This window comes from Luteolibacter rhizosphaerae, assembly GCF_025950095.1.
Classification (GTDB): Bacteria; Verrucomicrobiota; Verrucomicrobiia; order Verrucomicrobiales; family Akkermansiaceae; genus Haloferula; species Haloferula rhizosphaerae.
This window is the reverse complement of record NZ_JAPDDR010000003.1, coordinates 403,405-422,727: the sequence shown is the minus strand read 5'-3', so window position 1 is coordinate 422,727 and position 19,323 is coordinate 403,405. Positions and strand designations below refer to the sequence as shown.

Sequence of the window (19,323 nt, the reverse complement as noted above, 5' to 3'; positions counted from 1 at the left end):
GAGCCCGGAAATGGGAATCAAGTTACCGGATCATTCGCTGGCGGGCCCGATCGAGAAGCGCTGGTTCAACTGGATGCTGGGCTTCGCGGTGGCGGCGGGTCTGGCCTTCTATGGACGGGTGGCCTTCATGGCATGGGGGATCGAGGCGCTGAAGCAGCGGTTCGTGGCAGCCCAGAAAGATCCGCAACTGGTGGATGCCACGCTAGAATTCCGGAATTCGGTGGAGCTGGGAAACCAGATCGGCTGGGCGCTGGTGATGATCGCGGCGGCGGGATTCCTGATCTGCGCGGGGATGTGGCTGCGGGAGATGAAACGGCGGTCGCGGAGCGGGAGCCGCAGCAAGGGGACGAGGTAATTGTGGCCCGAGGCAACCCCGATGGGGTTGGCGAATCTGCGGGCATGACCCCGGGCTATAAGAGGGAACGGCGTTGCCGTTCGAAGGCGGCGGGGCGACGTGGCGTCTCTCCCATCGCGGTGGGCCATCTCGCTTTCCTTCTTTAAACGAAAAAGCCGCCTGCCCTTGCGGGTGGCGGCTTTCGGGAAAGCTTGGATCGCTCAGTTGGCGGAAGCGTTCGCGCCGACGTTCACGCGGCGACCGTCCTTGTCGAAGAACACGCGGCCTTCCACTACGGCGAAGATGGTGTGGTCACGACCGATCTCGACACCGGCACCGGGGTGCCACTTGGTGCCGCGCTGGCGGATGATGATATTGCCCGGGATCACGGCCTGACCACCGAACTTCTTCACGCCGAGGCGCTTGGAGCGGGAATCGCGACCGTTCTTGACGGAACCTTGACCTTTCTTATGAGCCATGACTGGAGAGTGGTAAGAAGATTAACCCGCGATGGAGACGATCTCCAGCTTGGTGAGGTGGCGGCGGAAGCCCTTGGTCTTGTGGAAGCCCTTGCGGCGCTTGAACTTGAAGGCAACACCCTTCGGTCCGCGATGCTGCTGGACGACCTTGGCGGTGACGCTGGCGCCGCTCACGAGCGGGGCACCCAGCTTGATGCTGTCGCCTTCGCCCACCATGAGCACGTCGAAGGTGAGTTCGCTATCGAGCTCGGCGTCGAGCTTCTCGACGTCGATCTTGTCACCCTGCTGGACGCGGTATTGCTTACCGCCGGTTTTGATCACTGCGTAGGCCATGGCCGTAGAAGAAAGGATTCGGGTCCACCCGGGAGTCGGGCGGGCGGGGAGATCACCACGGGTGCGGCGAACGGGCAAGGGAATTTTTTGAAATCGACGTGCTCCGCCGGATCAGGTTTTTGCGGGGCATGGATCGGATCGTCCGGGATGAGGCGGAAATGGAGGCGCTGGGAACAGAGCTGGCGGCCGGGCTGGCAGCGGGTTCCGTGCTGGCGCTGGTGGGCGGGCTGGGGGCGGGCAAGACGCGGCTGGTCAAGGGCTTGGCGCGGGCGATGGGCTTCCCGGGAGAGGTGACGAGCCCGACTTTTTCGCTGGTGCACGAGTACCGTGGCGGGCGGGTGCCGGTCTTCCACTTCGACCTCTACCGGCTAAAGGATGATCAGGAACTGCTGGGAATCGGCTGGGACGAATTTCTGGACGAGCCGGGGGTGGTGATCGCGGAATGGGCGGATCTTTTTCCAGATCTGCTGCCGGCGAGGACGATCTGGCTGCGCTTCGAGGTGTTGGCCGAGGGCGGGCGGCGAGTGACCTTGCCTCACTGAGCCAAGCCCACGGTGCGCTGGACGGACTCCATCATGCGGTTGGCGTAGCCATTGACGCTATTGGCCGCGCTGCAGGACGACAGGGCTATGGCGGCCAGACCGAGGCCAGCGTAGAGGGCGAGGCGGATTTTCATAGGTGGCGACAGTAGGAAGCGGCGAGGCGCGGTCAATCCGGCAATGTGATGGTTAGGGTTCGCTCAGGAATCCGGGTAGATTCCGAGGTAGGCCTGCATGGCCTCATCGGGTCGGCAGAGGATGACATCGAAGGGCTGGAGTTCGCCGTCGGTGAGGTAACAATTGCGGCGTTCGGCATCGATGGCCATGACGCCGAAAGCGTAGTTGAAGAAAACGGCGTGACCGGAGGGATCCTTGAGGCGGGTCCAGCCTGCCGAGAGAAAGCAGCGCTCTATATCGCGGTATTCGGCTGGCGACCCGTGATATTGAGGCTGTGAGATTCCGAAGGAGATGAAGCCCTCCTTCCATTCGATCACCGAGACGAGCCGGACGTCGTCCTGGAAGATCTCGTTCGAGGCTTCCCATCGCTCAAGATATTCTACCGGGCTCGCATGGACGAATTCGATCGCCTTGCGACAGGAGGGTAATCCCGGATCGCCGCGGAGGTTTACAACAGGAATCTCCACTACAGCGGGGACCAGTCCAAAGCCGGGAGGAGCAGTTGTTTTTCGGTACCGCCCCTCCCCCACCGCGAGCTCGACCAAGTGCTCGGTACCGATCCAGAGCTCTTGCTCGGTCGCGAGGAACTCCTGCCAGCCGAAGGCAGGCCTTCTTACGATTCCAAGCTCGTCAGCCAAAGCAAGCGCTTGCTGGGCTTCGACTTGGATGCGGCCGGGCCGGTCAAGCCCATGGCATCCGCCGTGGTCCTGACAGCGGTCGCGTAGTCGCTTGAGGAAGGTCTCAAGCGAATCGGGCGAGCCGCTGAAGGCTTGGCCGGAAACGATGGCGCTTTTTTTTCCGAACTCACGACTCACTCAGGATAGCTTCCCGTTTTGAGTCGTCAATCATGGCGACGCGGGCGGTTTTCAGCCAGATGCGGCGGCCGAGGAGGATGCAGGTCATCGTGAGTCCGACGGTGATGCCCCACCACATGCCGGTGACGCCCCAGCCGAGGGGGCGGGCGAGGGCCCAGCCGAGCGGGATGGAGACCACCCAATAGGCCCAGAAGGCGATCCATGCCGGGGTGTGGACGTCATCCAAGCCGCGGAGCGCCCCGGCGGAGATAATCTGGAGGGCATCGCAGAACTGGAAGGCGGCGGCCACGATGAGCAGGGCGGCGGCGACTTCGAGGACTTCAGCCGAGCGCTCACCCTTGATGAAGGCGGAGGCGATCTCGTGATTGAAGAGCACGAAGCTGGCGGCACTGAAGACCGTGAAGACGATGCCCATGAGCCAGCCGCTGAGGACGATATTCCGCATGACGCCGCGGTTCTTCGCCCCGAAGGCCTCCCCCATCCGCACGGTGAGGGCCATGGAGATGCCCAGCGGAACCATGAAGATGGTGGCGGCGCAGGTGATGGCGACCTGATGGGAAGCGAGGGCGGCTTGGCCCATATTCCCGATGATGAAGGTAGCCATGACGAAAGCGCTGACTTCCGCAAGGAGCTGCATACTGGCCGGGAAGCCGGTGCGCAGCAGGTCCTTCACAGCCGGCCAGTCCGGCGCGCGGAACCAACGCTGCGGGACCCAGTCCTTCATGCCGGGATCACGCACGCACCAGAAGATCATCGCTCCCAACACAAGGGCGCGGGAGATGATGGTGGAAATGGCGGCACCTTCCAGACCGAGGGCCGGGAAGCCGAGCTTACCGAAGATCATGACCCAGTTCAGGAAGATATCCAGGAACACGCCGCCGAGGGAGATCCAGAAGACGGGCCAAGGCCGGTTCATGGCGTCCGCGTGGCTTTTCACCGCCATGGAGGTCATGGCCGGGACCATGGAAACGGCGATAAGCACGAAGAAAGTGGGCGCGATGGCGACGACCGCCGGATCCTGCTTGAAGAGGTGCAGGAAGGGCAGCAGCGCGAAGGCCATGGCGATCGTGAGCAGGCCGAGGACAAAGGTGATGTAGAGGCCGTGCCGCAGGGCTGCACGGGCCACCACCGGATCCTCCGCCCCGCGTGCTTGGGAGACGCGGATGGAGACGGCCATGGACATGCCGATGCCGACCATCATCGGCAGGTAGATGATGGTATTTGCGAACGACGAGGCCGCCAGCTGGGTGACGCCGAGCCAGCCGAGCATCAAGGTATCGGAAAGACCGATGAGCATCTGGCCGAGCTGGCCGATGATCAGGGGGATGGCGAGCCGGAAGGTGGTGCGGCTTTCATCGAGGATCGAAGAGACGGAGAAAGACATGGAAAATCGGAATTCACGGTTGGGTCGGGAGACGAAAAAGCCCGCGAGGCGGAAGCCAAGCGGGCGGGGACAAGCGGTGATCGCGATTCCGATCCGTTACGCCATGCCCCCGCGCCGGCCAATCAGGCCTGCAAGTGCTGCGGGAGTGGAGAACGGGTTCATGGAGACGAAGGAAGGACTATCTTGCCGCCCCTACCCTGTCAAACGGGTTTCCCGGGGATGCTACGAAAGAAGCAACCTGTCCTCCCGGTCGCGCGGGGAGAGACGCGCGGACCGGGCGGACAGGCTGGGAGGGGAAAACGGGTGAACAGCGAACGGAGGGGGGACTCTTGGAATGGTTTCACCCGGAAGACGGGGAAGGATTACCGGATTTCCGGAGAATTCTCCGCGAGAGGGTCGGCCATGATGAGCGATCAAGAGACAAGGTCCGATGAATCAACTTGTTAGCCCTAGCACCTAACAGACCGATGATTTCCGGGGATGTGGGTTTCATGCGAACCCGAAGTCCGGAGGCTGGCCAGATGCGCATTTCAGATGATATTCGGGAGTCGTTCGTCTGCCTTTCACCCGTCCCTGTCCGAATGATCCGCGATGATCTGCCGCCCTCCCCGCGCTTCTGCACGACGCGCTGGACGATCATGGACGGCGCGGCGGATTCGACGCGGCGTGATCAGGCGTGGGCGCATTTTTGCCGGAGCTACTGGTATCCGGTCTATGCCTTCATCCGGAGACGCGGGACTGGGCCGGAGGACGCGAGCGATCTGACGCAGGCTTTCTTCGCGAAGCTGGTGGAGCAGGACTGGCTGGCGCGGGTGGAGCGGCGGGAGACGCGCTTCAGCACGCTGCTAGTGACAATCCTGAAGAATTTCCTGATCAAGCAGCACCGCCATGAGGTGGCGCAGAAGCGGGGTGGCGGAGAGCTGCCGCTCTCGCTGGATCTGGCGGATGCGGAGCGGTGGTTTGGGCGGGAACCGGCGACGGAGGAGACGCCGGAGGGACTATTCGAGAAGCGCTGGGCGCACGCAGTGATGGAGGCAGCACTGGAGCGGCTGCGGGAGGAGTGCGAGGCGACGGGGCGCGGGAAGCTGTTCTCCTTGCTAGGCGGCTTCCTTTCGCGGGAAGCAGCGGCGGGGGAATACGAGGCGGCTGCGGGCAAGCTGGGGATCAATCCGAAGAGCGTGGCGGTATCGGTGCACCGGCTGCGGGGTGAGTTCCGTACGATGGTGCGGGAAGAGGTCGCCGCGGGCTTGAGAAGCAAAGAGATGGTGGATGAGGAGATGCGCGCGCTTGCGGCGGCATTGGGAGTTTGAGGTGACGAGTGATTCGCTCGGTTGCGCTCCCGCTTCAGGGATAGCGGACGCGGAAGAAGCGGCGGGGTTCGTCCTTGGAGATCGGGTAGGGCGAGGTGGCTCCGTAGAGGGGGGTCCAGGTTCCTGTTAGGGTGGTGGAGGTTTCGAGGATGCCGTTGGTGCCGGGCCAGGTGAGGACGAGGTTGTTGCCTTGAGATTCGATGGCGAGGCCGTTGCCCTGGACGACGACATGGATCTGCGGGGTGTCGATCTGGTTACCGGCGTTGGTGACTCGGACGGTGTAGATGCCGGCATCGGCGGCGGTGGCTCCGGTGATGGTCAGCGTGGCGGTGGTGGCGCCGGAGAAGTGGCCGCCATCGGTGATGAGGACGCCATTGCGATACCACTGATAGGTGAGCGGGCGCAGGCCGGCATTGATGCTGCGGAGCTGGAGGGTGCCATTCGGGGCGAAGGAGACTTCCGCGGGCTGGTGGAGGTGCTTTACCTTCGCGCTGAAATGCATTTCGCGGGTGTAGGCCGCGCCGGTGTTCAAGAAGCCCTGGAGATCGTGCCAGACGAGGCAGCGGCGGTCGGCATCGAAGGCGGCCATGTCGCTGATCTGCCCGGTGGGACCGCCCTCGGCGTTGGTGATGACCGTGTTGTTGATATCGTCGATGGTGCTGGTGTCGCCGCGGATGAAGCTGGCGCCATCCCACCAGACGACAACCGGGATGCTCTGGCTGGAGGGGGGAAAGAGGTTGTTCGTGATGATCGGGAGACCGATGCGCCGACGCACGGGATCGTAGAACGGGAAGGCGGCGTAACGCGAATCGACGACCCTCAGTGCGAGGGGCGGGACGATCTTATTCCACGCCGAGCCGTTCCATTCCCAGACAGGATAGCTGGTGTCATCGAAGTGGCCGAAGAGGACGGCGACCCCACGCACGGGATCGAAGCCGAAGGCATTGAAGCCGCTGACAAAAGGGGATTGGTTGCCATTCGGGAGAACGCCGCGCTGGGTCCACTGGCTACCATTCCAGCCCCAGAGCGTCTTACGGGCTCCATAGTAGTCGGATGGCTCGGGATTGAAGTTGCCGCCGCCGAGCATGAGGACCTCGCCGCGAATGCTATCGAAGCACATGATCGGATTGAGCCGGGCGGGAGGCGATGAGGGCGGTGTGATCTTGGTCCAGTCGTTTCCGTCCCACTCCCAGACGTCGTTGTGGATGACCTCGTAACCGGGCTGATAGTTCGGCGGGGTGTCCTTGTAGCCGCCGAAGACGACGGTGCGGCCGCGGATGCTATCGTAGGCGATGCCGAAGGAGGACATCGGCGGCGGACGATTGGCGGGATTGCGCTTGAGCCAAACCTTGCCGTCCCACTCCCAGGTATCATTCGAAGTGAAGTGCATGGGAGTGTTGAAGGTGGAACGCGGGCTGTAGCCGAAGGCTTCACCACCGAAGATGACAGTCCGCTTGCGGCGGCTGTCGTAAACCATGCCGGAATTCGTGCGCTGTTCCGGGCCCTGACCCTTCAGGATGGTGATGTAGGGTGGCGCGAGCGGATTGAGGAGCAGCTCGCGCTTGCCTGAGGTGACGGCGCGGCCCGCGCCCCAGATATCGGTGACGATGCAGTCGTAGAGGCCCTCGTCCTCGTAATCGGGGTTTGCGATGAAGAGCCGCCAGGTATCGCTGGCGGCGCTGCCACTGGTGGTGAAGCGGCCACCGATCGGGAGAGGCACACCATCTTTCCGCCAAGTGACGGAATGGATGCCGGTGGCAACGGCCTGCCGCCACTGGGTAGCCTCGTAGCCGGGGAAGTCAGGGCGGGTGGTGGTGCTGCCGCCGGCATTGTGGATGCCGGTGGCTTCGACGCTGAGTTCCAGAGAGGGTCCGAGAACCTGCCCATTGCCGGGGACCAAGGGGCCATTGTTGATGCGAGGTCCGGCGATGACTTCCGCGCTGACCTGGGTGGAGCAGGCCAAGTTCGCCACGGTGCAAGTCCAATACCCGTCCACGGCCGCGGCGCCCGCGGCGGAGTTGATGCCGAGGAAGGCCTTCACCTTGCCGCTTAGCACATCGGTGCCGCCGCTCCTGTTCCATGAATAAGCGAGCTCATCCATCTCCGCCAACTGCGCGGGATTCGGGATCACTTCCAGATAACCATTTGCGCCGGGGTAGAGGCGAAGCTTGTTCTGGGCGATGGTGGCGGAGGGTGGCACGACGACATCGAGGAAGATCTCCTCGCTATAGATTAGCTCCCCGACCTCGTTCTTCGCCACTACCTGGTAGTAGCCTTGATCCGCGAGCGTGACCGAGGGGAAGTTGAGTCGCTGGTCATAGAGATTCGGGATGACGACGCCGTTCTTCAACCAAGTGACCAGGGCGATCCATGGGTCGCGCGAGATCTTCTTCACCACCTCGACATTTAGTGAAGCCTGGTAGCCTTGAGGCACCTTGATGGTCCGAACCGGGAGACCGGTCTCGCCCTGCGGCAGCAGCGTGCCATTCTGCGGTGTCGGGTCCGCCTGGGCCGTGACGTAAGGATGCTTGGTGAACTCCGGGATATCGGCCGTGGCCGGATTCGTTAGCGTGGTGACATTGAACCAGCGGGTGCCCCACTGGTTCGGCCCGGTGCCGCGAGCGTACGGGTAACAGATCCAGAAAGTCTGATCGACCGGATCTTGCGAGACGTGGGCATAGCGTGCCCAGCGAGTATAAGATTCGCCCGGAACCAAGTCCCCGAAGTAGGGGACAGCACTGCGCATGAGGGTCGTGGTGACAGGGGTCGTGAATCCCGTCTCGCTGTTCACCCGGCGGACGAGAGCCATCTTGGTCGTGGGATTATCCCCGGCGTCGGCATGGGTATAGACCATGCAGAAGCGATCGTAACCGCTCGCGATGGTCGGGAGGAAGCCCTGGTCATGGTGGGTCGCTGCGAGCAAAGTGGTCTCCCCGGTCAGGGGCCGCAGGGCGGCGGTGTGAACGACCGGGTAGCCCTGATGCCACTCGCCGGTAAAGGCGGCGATCATCTCCCCCTGTTCGCGGGCGACGGAGCTCAGGCGGTCCCACTCCACGCCAATCGGCGGGGCTCCACCGGGCTGCGGCACGGGGTCGCCCATGGCCACGTCATCGAGAGCGGTCTGGTCGTCATCGGTGGCAAAGCCGGTGCCGCCCGGGTAGCTGATGAAGTAGCTATCCAGGAAGGTATCGACGGCATCCTGATCGAGGCTGCTGAACCAGGCGTGGTTCCACCAGCCCGGGGCGAGAGTCTCCCACCGCTGCATCGCCGGCTGGATCGAGCCATCGGTGGAGGACGGGAAGTATGTCTGCGGTGCAGGAGGCGGTGCGGAACCATCCGGAGCCGCGCCGACACCGCCGTAGAGAGCGGGCTTGTCGAAGACGAAGATGCCGGCCTGCTGGATGCCGCCGATGAAGCGGCGGTTGAGCGCGGCATCGGCGATCTCCAGGAAGTTCAGAGTGACATGGAGATGGCCGGCATCCCCGGTGAGCGTAGGAAAATCGCCGCCGAGGCTGCCGCTACGGGTGAGATCGTAGCGGTAGCGGTGCCATTCGGCGGGATCGAAGACGCGGTTCCCGGAGTTGATGATGCCATCGGGGTGGCCGGTCTTCGAGACGGCGAGGTGGAGCGTGGAGGACTTGGGCGCGGTATTTTTGATCTCAAGGATCGTCATCACGAAGCGATCCGCGGAAGGATCATACCAAGCGCGGGGATCGAAGGTGGAGACCGAGGTGGGGAAGGCGGAAGCCGCACCGGTGAGCGACATGTGCCAGAGCGGGGTGCGACTCTCGTTGCCAGTCTTCGGATAATAGGCGGCAACACTATTTACCACTTGCAGGATACCCTGCTTGCCGACACCTCCGGAGACGCTGGGCGGGGCAGCCTGGGTCTGGAACTGGCCGTTGTGGATCCCATCGAAGTTCGCATACATGCGGGCGGATTCGAAGATGACGGGCTCCTCCGCGGCAGCGCTAGCTGCGAGGAAACTTAAGACGCCCAAGGAGAGGATGGCGCGAAGCAGGGTGTTCACAGGGTACCTTCCACCCGGTGCCCTCCAATAGATTACTAAGAATCAACCGGCTCCACGGTCAGCAGGTTGGCATCGCGGTGGAGCCGCCACCTGCCGTCACCTTCCCTGCGGAAAACGGTGAAAACCGGCCCGGAGCGGTAGATCGTGCTGGCATCTTCCGGGGTGATGGAGAGGCGGAGCTGGTTCCAACACCAGGCGAAGTCTCCGTGGATTTCGATCTCCTGGATCTCGGCGGTGCCGGAGATTCCCAGGCCGGAGTTGCCCTGCGAGCGAGCGGCGAAGGCGGGGCGTCCGCGCAAGGGAGGCTGGCCGGGGAGGAGGAAGACGGCGTCTTCCGTCATGAGGTCGAGGACGGTTTCGAGATTACCGGCGGCGCTGGCATCGATCCATGTCTGGATGAGGTTGCGGATCAGTTGTTCGTCGGTGGAGTTGGAATTCATCGGGGGAGGATAGAGTTGGCGATGTGAAGACGCGAGATTGGAGGGACGAGAAGCGTGCTTCGCCCGACCGTCCAAGCGGACTGAAGATCGCGCTCCCGGGAGCGAAGGCTGGCGTGTAATGGGGAAGCTCGGGTAGGGAGTAAGTAGTTAGAAGATGGCGACGAGCTCCCCAGCGCTGTGCGAGACATGCGGCGACCCCCTGCCAGTATCGCGGGAGGATGGGGGACATTGCTCGCGCTGCCTCTTCAAGACTTCCTTCGGCAATCTTGAGGAGGAGCTTCCAAGCGAGGAGGACGGGGCACAGCCATGGACACGGATCGCGAACTACGAGCTCTACGAAGAGATCGGCAGGGGCGGAATGGGAGTGGTCTACCGGGCACGGCAGACGGGGCTGGACCGGATCATCGCGGTGAAGGTGCTGCTGCAGGCGAAATTCGCGGGAGAGGAACAGCGGGAGCGCTTTCTGCGCGAGGCGCAGACTGCGGCAAGGCTGAGGCACCCCGGCATCACGCGGATCCACGACATCGGCGAGGACGAAGGCACGCCGTGGTTCAGCATGGAGTATGTGGAGGGCAAGAGTCTGGAACAACTCGTGCGCGAACACCCGATGGATTCGCGGGACGCCGCAAGCTGCGTGAAGCAGGTGGCTGAAGCGGTTCAACACGCACACGAGCACGGGGTGCTGCACCGGGACCTGAAACCTTCAAACATCCTGTTAGACGAGGAAGGCGTGCCGCGGGTCACGGACTTCGGGATCGCCCGGATCCTGGGGAGCAGCGGTGACAACGCGACCCTGACCAGGACCGGGCAGATCCTAGGCTCTCCCGGCTATGCGGCGCCCGAGCAGGCGCTGGGCGGCGAGACCGGAGTGCAGACGGATGTCTATGGTCTGGGGGCTCTGCTCTACCACCTCCTAACAGGTCGCCCGCCGTTCCAAGGTCCGACGATCGATGCGATCCTGATGCAACTGCGGGAAGACGACCCGCTGTCCCCGCGGCGGTTGAATCCGGCGGTGCCGCAGGATCTGGAAACTATCTGCCTGCACTGCCTGTGGAAAGATGTGCGGAAGCGCTATGCCAGCGCGGCGGAGCTGGCCGCGGATCTGGAAAGATTCCTCAAGCGCGAGCCGATCCGGGCCCGGCCGATTTCGCCGGCGGGGATCGCCTGGCGCTGGTGTCGGCGGAAGCCGTGGGTAGCGGCACTGCTCGGGGTGTCGATCCTACTTGGTGCGACCCTGGTCGCGGGCTCGCTGATGGTGGCGCGGCGGGAACACCGCGAGCAGCAACGGACGGCGCTGCTGGCCGAAGCACGCGAACTACGGCTGGAGGCGACGGGGAACTCGCGGGGTGCGGCGCTGCAAGCGCTGGCAAGCGCATGGAAAATCGGAAACCTCCCCGAGATCCGCAACGAGGCGATCGCTTGCCTGGCCCTTCCCGGGCTGCGGCTGGAAACGACTACGATGGACGCCGTAGTTCCCGACAGGAGAAGCGCCGACGGAAGCAGGGAAGTGCGGCACGAGAAGGGTGAAGTGATCGTGACCGAGAGCGGTCGAGAGATCACGAGATTCGGCGGTTACGACAAGCCGCCCTTGCTCAAACTGGATCACCGGGGCAAGCGGGTGGCAATCGTGCGCCCGGTGGGACCGAAGAGCGCGAACGCAATCGAGATCCACGAGCTGCCTTCCGGCAAGCTGCTCGGCAGGCTGGATCATGACAACCCGGTGACCTGCCTCGATTGGGCGGACGAGCTGCTGGTGGCGGGGGGAAGCTCGAACCGGCTGATCCACCTCTGGGACACGCAGCGCTTCCGTTTGTTGCACCGCTTCAGCGGACATCAGGCGGATCTGGAGACCGTGATGTTCCGCAAGGGCGGACAGGAATTCATCAGCATGGCGCGCGACGGCATGCTGAGGGTGTGGCACGCGGGCTGCGCCGCGGAGGTCATGGCCCTGAGCGGCTTGCCGGAACATGCGGGCCAAGGCGAATGGTCTGCCGATGGAACGCGGCTGAAGCTGCGGCGATTCGATGGCAGCGCGACGAGTGTCTTCCGCTTTGACTGGCCGCGGAACGTGCGGGTGCTGGGACCGGGCATCGCGGAGCCGAGATCGGAGAATATCCCGAGCTTGGATCTCGATCACGAAGGCAAGTTCGCCGCGACGACGGACGAAAGCGGGTGTCGCCTGTGGGCGACCGACACGGGAAGCATGGCGGGGCTGTTCCCGAAGCTCGACCGCGAATGGCTTTCCTGCGCGCTGGCACCGGATGCCTCCGCGCTGTGGCTGGTCGGCTGGAACTCGCCCATGCGGAAGATCCCGGTGAAGACCGGAGCTTGGCCGGAGATCGGCCAGCCGGAGAAAATCGGGCCCGGGCCGGGACCGCTGCTGGTGGCCATGAATGCCGACGGATCGGCAGTGGCGATGACCCAGAATCTGCCGGAGACGAAGGACGACTTCGTGGGCGTGCTTAGTACCAAAGACGGGAAGTTCACGCGGCTGGCGCAGGTGGATCCTTTCAGTGCGGCCTTCAGCCCGGACGGGAAGCGGGTGGTGACGGGGAGTTTCCGCAGCAAGGGAGCACAGGTCTGGAGCCTTCCGGATGGGAGGCTGGAGAAGAGGCTGGAGCATCCGGAACTGGTGACCAATGCGGCATTCACGGCCGGGGGCAGGGAGCTGTGGCTGTGGAGTGGCAAGGCCCTGAGCCGCTGGCGCAGCGAGGACTGGTCGCAAGCAGGCGAGCTGGTGCGGTCGGTGCCGCCGGGATTGACCGTGGATCGGGAAGGCGGCTTGGCCGCGAGTGTGACGCGGCAGGCAGTGGTGATTCACCGGGCCGCGGATTTGCAGGAACTGGCCCGGCTGGCGGTCCCGGAACAGGCAGGCGAAGTGGGGATGGCGACCCTACAATTCAGTAGGGACGGGCGGCGGCTGGGCCTACACACGGCAGACGGGAATCTGGTGCTGTGGGACTTGCCAGGGTTGAGGGCGGAGCTGGCGAGAATGGGGATGGATTGGGTAGATTGATCGACCAATGACAATCTTGCGGAGAAATCGTAGTTAGAAATTTCCGCCCCGGCGGTTTTTACTCCGTGCGGGATGCAGGTCCTCACCCTCTTTGTCAGCTCCCCCGGCGACGTTCGCGACGAACGCCAAGCCGTCGGGAGAATCGTGGAGCGATTGCAAGCGCGCTACTGGAACTTCATCCGGTTGGAGCCAGTGCTGTGGGAGAAGGAGCCGCTGCGGGCGACGGCCCATTTCAACGAGGAGCTGATCCGCCCTTCCGATTGCGATCTTTTCGTGGGGATCCTGTGGTCGCGGCTGGGGTCTCCCTTGCCCTCGCAGTTCAACCGGAAGGATGGGACGCGCTTCGACTCCGGCACGGAGTGGGAGCTGGAGGAGGCGACGGAGGCCTTCGAGGAGAGGGCGAAGAAGGACCCGACGAAGGCGAAGCCGGATATTCTGGTGTATCGCCGGATAAGCGAGCCGCCGACGGGTGATCCGGCGCAGGAGGGGGCGCGGAAGGAGCAGAGGAAGAAGCTGGATGCCTTTTGCGAGCGCTTCTTCTTCAATAAGGACAAGACGATCCGCCGGGCCTTCTCGCCGTATGAGTCGGTGGACGAGTTCTCATCGCTGTTCGAGCAGCATCTGGAGAAGCTGCTGCTGCGGCATATTCATTTCCAGCGCGGGCTGGCGGAGGAGGCGGTGCGACCGCTGCCGCTGGAGGGCTCGCCCTTCAAGGGGCTGGGGGCCTTCGAGTTCGAGGATGCGCCGCTTTTCTTCGGACGGAACCGGCCGATCTCCGAGGCGCTGGCGAAGCTAAAGGAAAATCACGCGGCAGGGCATGCCTTCCTGCTGATCTACGGTGGCTCCGGCTACGGGAAGTCCTCGCTGATGAAGGCAGGTCTGGCCCCGCGCCTGATGGCGGAAGGCTACCTGCCGGAGGTGGGCACCTGGTGCGGCTGCGGGCTGCGGCCGGTAGAGGGCACCTCGCCACCGCTGGAGACACTGGCACGGGCGCTGGTGGATGCGCTGCCGGATCTGGCGAAACTGCGCGATACTTCTTCCTCAACGCCCTCCCCCGCCCCATCCGCGAAATCCGCGAAGGGCAAGCGGGGAAAGAAGCAGCAGCAGGCTGCGAAATCTCCGGTGAAGCAGGCAGAGGCGGTGTGGGACAGCGCGCGGCTGATGCGGACTCTGGGCAAGCCGGAGGAAATCGCCTTCGGCATCGCGGCGATCGTGGCGGCACTCGACCGGGTGAGCGCGGGCAAGCCGGCGCAGCTGCTGATCCTAGTAGATCAGCTTGAGGAGATCTTCACGGCGAAGGATGTCACCCAGGAGATGCAGGATCAGTGGTTCCATGTGCTGGCGGCGTTGGCGATGTCCCGGCGGATCTGGGTGGTGGCGACGATGCGGAGCGAGTTCTTCCCGCGGGTGCCGGAACACCGGGATCTCTTCCAACTGGTGCGGCATGGCGGCGGCTACATCCTGAGCCCGCCGGAGCTGCCGGAGCTGCACCAGATCATCCGCTACCCGGCGCTTTCCGCGGGGCTGCAATTCGAGCGGCATCCGCAAAACGGGCGCGATCTCTCCGAGCAGGTCTATCAGGACGCTGCGGAGGCCCATGATGCTCTGCCGCTGCTGGAGTTCACGCTGGAGGAGCTGTATCAGCGGCGGCGCGATCACGTGCTGACCTGGACTGCCTACGAGGAACTGGGGGGGCTGGCTGGAGCGATCGCGAAAAGGGCGCAGGAGACTTACGACGCACTGCCCTCCGAGACACGGAGCGAGGCGGCGCAGCGGATCTTCGGCGAGCTGGTGACGATCGATACGGGCAACGAAGGCCCGGCAACGCGGCGGAGGACGCGGCGCAGTCTGTTAGAGGATGCGCACCCGGGGGCACCGGGATTCATCGGGGCATTCGTGGAAGCGAAGCTGCTGGTGACGAGCGAGGAGAACGGGGCCGCGGTGGTGACGCTGGCGCACGAGGCGCTGATCACACACTGGCCGGTGCTGAAACAATGGATCGAGGATCACCGCGATCTGCTGCTGGCGCGGCGGCGGCTGGAGGATGCGACCCGGCTGTGGACGGACGGGCGGAAGTCCACGCGCTTTTATCTAACAGAAGGCCGACTGGCCGAGGCGGAGCGGGTGACCTCAAGCGGGGTCTTCCGTTTGAGCGAGGATGAGGAGGATCTGGTGCGGGTATCGCGGATCCGGGCGCGACGGAAGCTACGGATGTTCCAAGGAGCGACCGTGGTCTTTGCGGGTCTTGCAATCGGTGCGGGCGCTCTGGGGATGGTCGCGAGAGAGAAGCAGCAGCAGGCGGAGGTGGCCGAGGACAAGGCTAACAACTCAGCGGCCGAAACGCGGCGCTCTCTGGCAGCGGCAGACTTCGATGCCGGTGCGGCACGGGTGGCAAGCGGAGCATCGGACGAGGCGCTGCCCTATCTGCTGGCAGCGCTGGAGAGCGATCCGGAGAACCTGGACGCGCAGGCGCTTCTATTAGGCACGCTGCGGCATACGGCATGGAACTTCCCGGAGCTGACCCTGAAGCATCCGCTGCCGCTTCGAGCTCTAAGCTTCGGACCGGATCGCGACACGCTCTTCGCATCCACGGATTCGTCATCGAGCGGTGCCGGCTTTAATACGACGCTGCGCTGGGATCTGGAGAAGACCGCGATCGAAGGGATGATCTCCCCGAGTTGGGGAGAAGTGACGCTGAATCTCTCGGTGGCGCCGAGCGGCAAGCGTTTGATCCTGCAGCGGGCTTACAAATTCCTGGAAGATGCGGATCTCTGCGATGCGGAGACGATGCGGATGATCGCGCGTCTGCCCGTGTCTAGCGCACATGCGATTCCCGCGAGCTGCTTCGCGTGGTCGCCGGACGGGTTGCTGCTCGGCTTTCCTGCGAAGCTGGAGGAGGACGCCGCTGCAGCCTCGCCATATGTCTGGCGGATCATCGACACTACACGGGGAAAGGTGATCCGTGAATCCGAGCCGATCTCCGGCGGTCCGGCACCGCTGGCGGCGCAGCTCGACGCCACGCGCTTGCGGGTGGTTTCCGCGGATGGATCGTTGGTAGAGATGCCGATCAATCCCGCGGCACCGGTGTTGCGGGGAGGGACAACCCTGAGCACCTTCAAGGCCGCGGTCTTCAGTCCCGATGGAGGCCAAGTGCTGGCGACGATGACACGGGAGGATAAGGATTCGTCACCATGCGAAGTCTATGCCGTGGCGGCCAAGCCGGAGGAGGGCTACATCGAGCTGCAGAGCGCGGGATACGGTGCGGATGATCGCTGGACCGGGTCGACAGCACTCACCGAGCGCTTTCCGTGGGCACGGGCGCTATCGCCGTTCTGGGAAAACTATGCGGGTGATGCGCGGGACTCCACGCCGCCGCTGAAGGTGGTAGGCACGCGACTTGAGACGAGAGACATCAATGGCATTGAACAGGCACCGCGAGCACCGGTGCGCGCCGATGCGCAGATCGAATCCGTGGCATTCTCGGGCAACCGTGTGGCGGTGGGTAGCTCGTCGGGGACCTTGGAGATTCGCGAGGTGCTGCCGCGCATCGGTTACAGCTTCCCGAGCGCGGAGAAGAAGGAGGACGAAACGACGAGTGACAACGGCTGGGTGACCGAAGACAAGGGAAGGAACTCGGACCTGCAGCACCGGGGTCACGACTGGAGATTGAAGGACAAGGAAGGCAAGGACGTGTCGCTTGAGGCGCATCCGAACTGGATGTATCCGATGTATGCGGTGCGTCCGGCCGACGAGTCCTTCGTGGTACAAGGGGGCTACAGCTCGGGAAGCGGTGGGTATTCCTTTTCCGGAATGGTGGTGAACGATACCGCCAGCGGCTCTCTAACAAGTGATCTGGAACCGGTGGATCAGATCAGCGGGCTCATCTTCCTGGGAGACACGCATCGCGTGGCCGCGATGGGAATCAGCGAAGTGGTGATTGCCGATGCATCGGAAAAGGGATTCCGAAGAGTTGCGACGATCCCGGTGGTGGAGTCTCTCTCGCTGCATCATGTGGAATCGCTAGGGGCACTGGCGGTGGCGACATCTGATGAAGTGCATCTCTTCGATGAGAAAGATTTCTCCCGGATCATTACGCTGCCGATGAGCGTGGCGGAGCGCTGGAGCGGGTGGGATAACGATCTTCCGCAGGACTGGGCGGAAGAGCCAACACGCGGTTGGCTGGCATACCGTCGCGAGGGCAGGTTGGATCTCTGGTCCTTGAAGAACGGGCGGGCATTGATCTCCGGTTTGGTAGTTCCATCTCCGGGGAAGCCGATGGAGTTCGTGGAGAAGGACGGCGCGATCGCCCTCTCTTTGGGAGACGGAGCGATACTCCCGCTGGCACGTCCGGCGGGACTGGATCCGAAGCAGCTGGCGGCGGTGCGGGCACTCGCCGGAGCCTTGGCGGGAACGGGCTTCGCGGAAGGATCCCGGTCGATGATGTCTTATTCCCCGGAACGGCGGCGTGAGCTGGCGGCCGGGATCGACAGCGGCGATCTCGAAGCGGTGGTGCCGGGAGCGCAGGTCCTGTTAGATCGAATTGCCGCGCTGGCTCCGCGTACGGCGTCGCCCGAAATCTGGGTTCCCCTGTGGGAGCGTTTGTCCTCCCAACCGGGGGCGGGCCCGAAGATCGCGCGCTCGGCCGCCAATCTGGGGTCCGAGAATGCCTGGTACCGGACTTACCTGCGTGGTCTCATCGCCGGATCCGACGCCAAGCTCTATGCGTGGCAGCGCGGAGAGAATCCGGTGGAGGAGGACGACTTCGATCCCCAGAACCCGCTGCCGCATGATGACGAGGTGGTCGCCTACCACCAGCTGGCAGGGGATCCGCGATCGGCGGGCGAGGCGAGCCAGGCAGCCTGGCTGCTTGCTCGCACCGATCCGGCACGGCTTGGCAAGGAACTCGCGGAGGGCGTGGAAGACGACGAGTTTCCCGGGCTGGATCTCAAGGCACTCGAGCAACTGGACGCCGATTCGCTGAAGCTGATGCGCGAGGCGCTGAATGAAGGAGACATGCGCGACTGGCGGCGAGTGGTGATCGACGAACTGCCCGGGAGAGCCAAGGCCGTGACCTTGCTGGACGCAAAGGTTGCGGAGACCCAGGCGACATTCGAGAAGGAGCCGTCTCATGGCAACGCGATCCATCACGCCGAGGCCTTGGCCTTGCGGGGACAGATGCCTGAGGCGCAGGCTTTCCTACAAGGGAAGATCCCCGCAGATGCCGAGCTCGATCTCGCACAAGCTCATTTCCTGATCGCTGCTCGCCTCGATACCACCGCGCCGGAAGCGATCGACAGGGCCTTGGATCGCTTGGCTTCTCCATGGCTTTGGAAGGCATGGCTGGCACTACCCGGCGGCTCGCTGCAACAGCGCATCGAGCGGGCGATGAAGGCCGCGGATGGACATGGTCCGACAGGCTTCGCCGCGTTGCATGCGGCGCTGAAGTCGGACGATGCCGCAGTGATCTCGACAGCGCTTTCCCTTGCGAAGGATTTACCCGCCCCGATCGCCGAATACGTGGGGGCGAGGGCGCTGTGGGCATCCGGCAAGCATGCCGAGGTATTCGGCATCTGGCCCGATGAGGTGCCGAACATCCAAGCGACGCTCGACTACACGGACACGAACGGCTGGGAGGCAGCGCTGCCATGGAAGGAGACCCATGAGTTCATGGGGAAACTCGACCAACAGGTCGCCTCGCTAAAGCCGGACCCGGAGGCATCCGTCGAGCAACTTCAGGAGCTGGCCACGCGACTGCTGGCACCGGAGACCACGGCGACCTTCGGGATCAAGCGGGTGCGGGACGCGATGGTTCACTGCGCCCTGCAACTTGCCTACGAGTCGACCGCTGATGCACAGGTATCGGCAATGGTCGAGCGTGCCCGCTTGGCCGGGGCACCGAACGCGGATTGCCTGCGGATCGAAGCCCGTAACTTCATGGCGGCCGGTGACTTCACCGGCGGATACGCCCGCTGGGTGCAGCTCTTCGACACGGAAGGCAAGGCGGTGATCTCCTCCGACTACCTGGAGGCGGCTCGCTGCGTCTTGGAAGACATGCAGCCCGCGGCGGCGATCGAGCTTTTGAACCGGGGCAAGGCCCGCTATCCCGAGGATGCCGGCTTCACCCTGGATGCGGCGTGGATGCTTCTCACCAACGGCCGACCGGAAGAAGCGGGCATCTTCCTCGAACATGGTTTCACTATCCCTTTCCCCGAGGAACAGAAGCAAATGACGCTGGCCATGTTTGTCTGTGCAGCGGAGCAAACGCAACGGGTGGAGATGGCGGACAAGAGCTTCGCGGAGTTGTTTGAGCTCAGCCCGGAGTGGGGATCCGAAGAGAGTGTCAAAGGGATCGACTGGCCGGAGGAGCTGAAGCAATCCCTCCTGAGCGCGGCCAAGCGAGCCGCGGGCGAACCACCGGCAGCCATCCCCGTCCCTGAAGAGGGAGGGCTTCCGGAGGCAGAGTGAA

The 19,323-nt window shown here is 63.8% G+C and carries 12 protein-coding genes; 5 read left to right on the top strand and 7 right to left on the bottom strand.

Translation table 11 applies throughout. The features are described from left to right. Positions 1-10 precede the first annotated feature (10 nt). The gene (locus tag OJ996_RS07425) at positions 11-355 is read left to right on the top strand and encodes a hypothetical protein (protein WP_264512813.1); all 345 of its coding nucleotides are present in this window, start codon (positions 11-13) and stop codon (positions 353-355) included. Positions 356-555: 200 nt separating this feature from the next. On the opposite strand, the gene rpmA is transcribed toward OJ996_RS07425, so the two are convergent. Together rpmA and rplU are read right to left on the bottom strand one after the other, a co-directional pair. After that, on the bottom strand, positions 556-813 hold the full coding sequence (gene rpmA / locus OJ996_RS07420) for a 50S ribosomal protein L27 (protein WP_264512811.1): 258 nt from the start codon (positions 811-813) through the stop codon (positions 556-558). 21 nt (positions 814-834) lie between these two features. Continuing rightward, entirely contained in the window at positions 835-1,146 is a 312-nt protein-coding gene (gene rplU / locus OJ996_RS07415) for a 50S ribosomal protein L21 (protein ID WP_264512809.1), read from the bottom strand. A 128-nt stretch (positions 1,147-1,274) separates the two neighbouring features. Here rplU and tsaE point away from each other — a divergent pair, with 128 nt between their 5' ends. Further along, a complete protein-coding gene (gene tsaE, locus OJ996_RS07410) occupies positions 1,275-1,688 on the top strand; it encodes a tRNA (adenosine(37)-N6)-threonylcarbamoyltransferase complex ATPase subunit type 1 TsaE (RefSeq protein WP_264512807.1) in 414 nt (137 codons plus the stop codon). Here the strand turns inward: tsaE and OJ996_RS07405 are convergent. The 3 genes from OJ996_RS07405 to OJ996_RS07395 all read right to left on the bottom strand — a co-directional run bounded on the left by OJ996_RS07405 (position 1,682) and on the right by OJ996_RS07395 (position 4,061). Then, the gene (locus OJ996_RS07405) at positions 1,682-1,822 is read right to left on the bottom strand and encodes a hypothetical protein (RefSeq protein ID WP_264512805.1); all 141 of its coding nucleotides are present in this window, start codon (positions 1,820-1,822) and stop codon (positions 1,682-1,684) included. The two genes, tsaE and OJ996_RS07405, sit on opposite strands and share 7 nt — an antisense overlap. A 63-nt stretch (positions 1,823-1,885) precedes the next feature. Then, on the bottom strand, positions 1,886-2,677 hold the full coding sequence (locus OJ996_RS07400; RefSeq protein ID WP_264512803.1) for a hypothetical protein: 792 nt from the start codon (positions 2,675-2,677) through the stop codon (positions 1,886-1,888). Further along, positions 2,667-4,061: an MATE family efflux transporter gene (locus tag OJ996_RS07395; protein ID WP_264512801.1), complete on the bottom strand. Its 1,395-nt coding sequence runs from the start codon at positions 4,059-4,061 to the stop codon at positions 2,667-2,669. The genes OJ996_RS07400 and OJ996_RS07395 overlap by 11 nt, the downstream gene beginning before the upstream one ends. Positions 4,062-4,642: 581 nt before the next feature. Here OJ996_RS07395 and OJ996_RS07390 point away from each other — a divergent pair. Next, positions 4,643-5,371 (top strand): RNA polymerase sigma factor, encoded by a 729-nt coding sequence (locus OJ996_RS07390; protein WP_264512799.1) that lies wholly within the window; start codon positions 4,643-4,645, stop codon positions 5,369-5,371. A gap of 34 nt (positions 5,372-5,405) precedes the next feature. On the opposite strand, the gene OJ996_RS07385 is transcribed toward OJ996_RS07390, so the two are convergent. Together OJ996_RS07385 and OJ996_RS07380 are read right to left on the bottom strand one after the other, a co-directional pair. After that, positions 5,406-9,401: an immunoglobulin domain-containing protein gene (locus OJ996_RS07385; protein WP_264512797.1), complete on the bottom strand. Its 3,996-nt coding sequence runs from the start codon at positions 9,399-9,401 to the stop codon at positions 5,406-5,408. A gap of 35 nt (positions 9,402-9,436) precedes the next feature. After that, on the bottom strand, positions 9,437-9,841 hold the full coding sequence (locus OJ996_RS07380) for a YybH family protein (RefSeq protein WP_264512795.1): 405 nt from the start codon (positions 9,839-9,841) through the stop codon (positions 9,437-9,439). 154 nt (positions 9,842-9,995) lie between these two features. On the opposite strand from OJ996_RS07380, the gene OJ996_RS07375 reads away from it, so the two are divergent. Both OJ996_RS07375 and OJ996_RS07370 read left to right on the top strand, forming a co-directional pair. Then, positions 9,996-12,857: a WD40 repeat domain-containing serine/threonine protein kinase gene (locus OJ996_RS07375; RefSeq protein ID WP_264512793.1), complete on the top strand. Its 2,862-nt coding sequence runs from the start codon at positions 9,996-9,998 to the stop codon at positions 12,855-12,857. A 72-nt stretch (positions 12,858-12,929) separates the two neighbouring features. Next, the gene (locus OJ996_RS07370) at positions 12,930-19,322 is read left to right on the top strand and encodes an nSTAND1 domain-containing NTPase (RefSeq protein WP_264512791.1); all 6,393 of its coding nucleotides are present in this window, start codon (positions 12,930-12,932) and stop codon (positions 19,320-19,322) included. Position 19,323 lies beyond the last annotated feature (1 nt).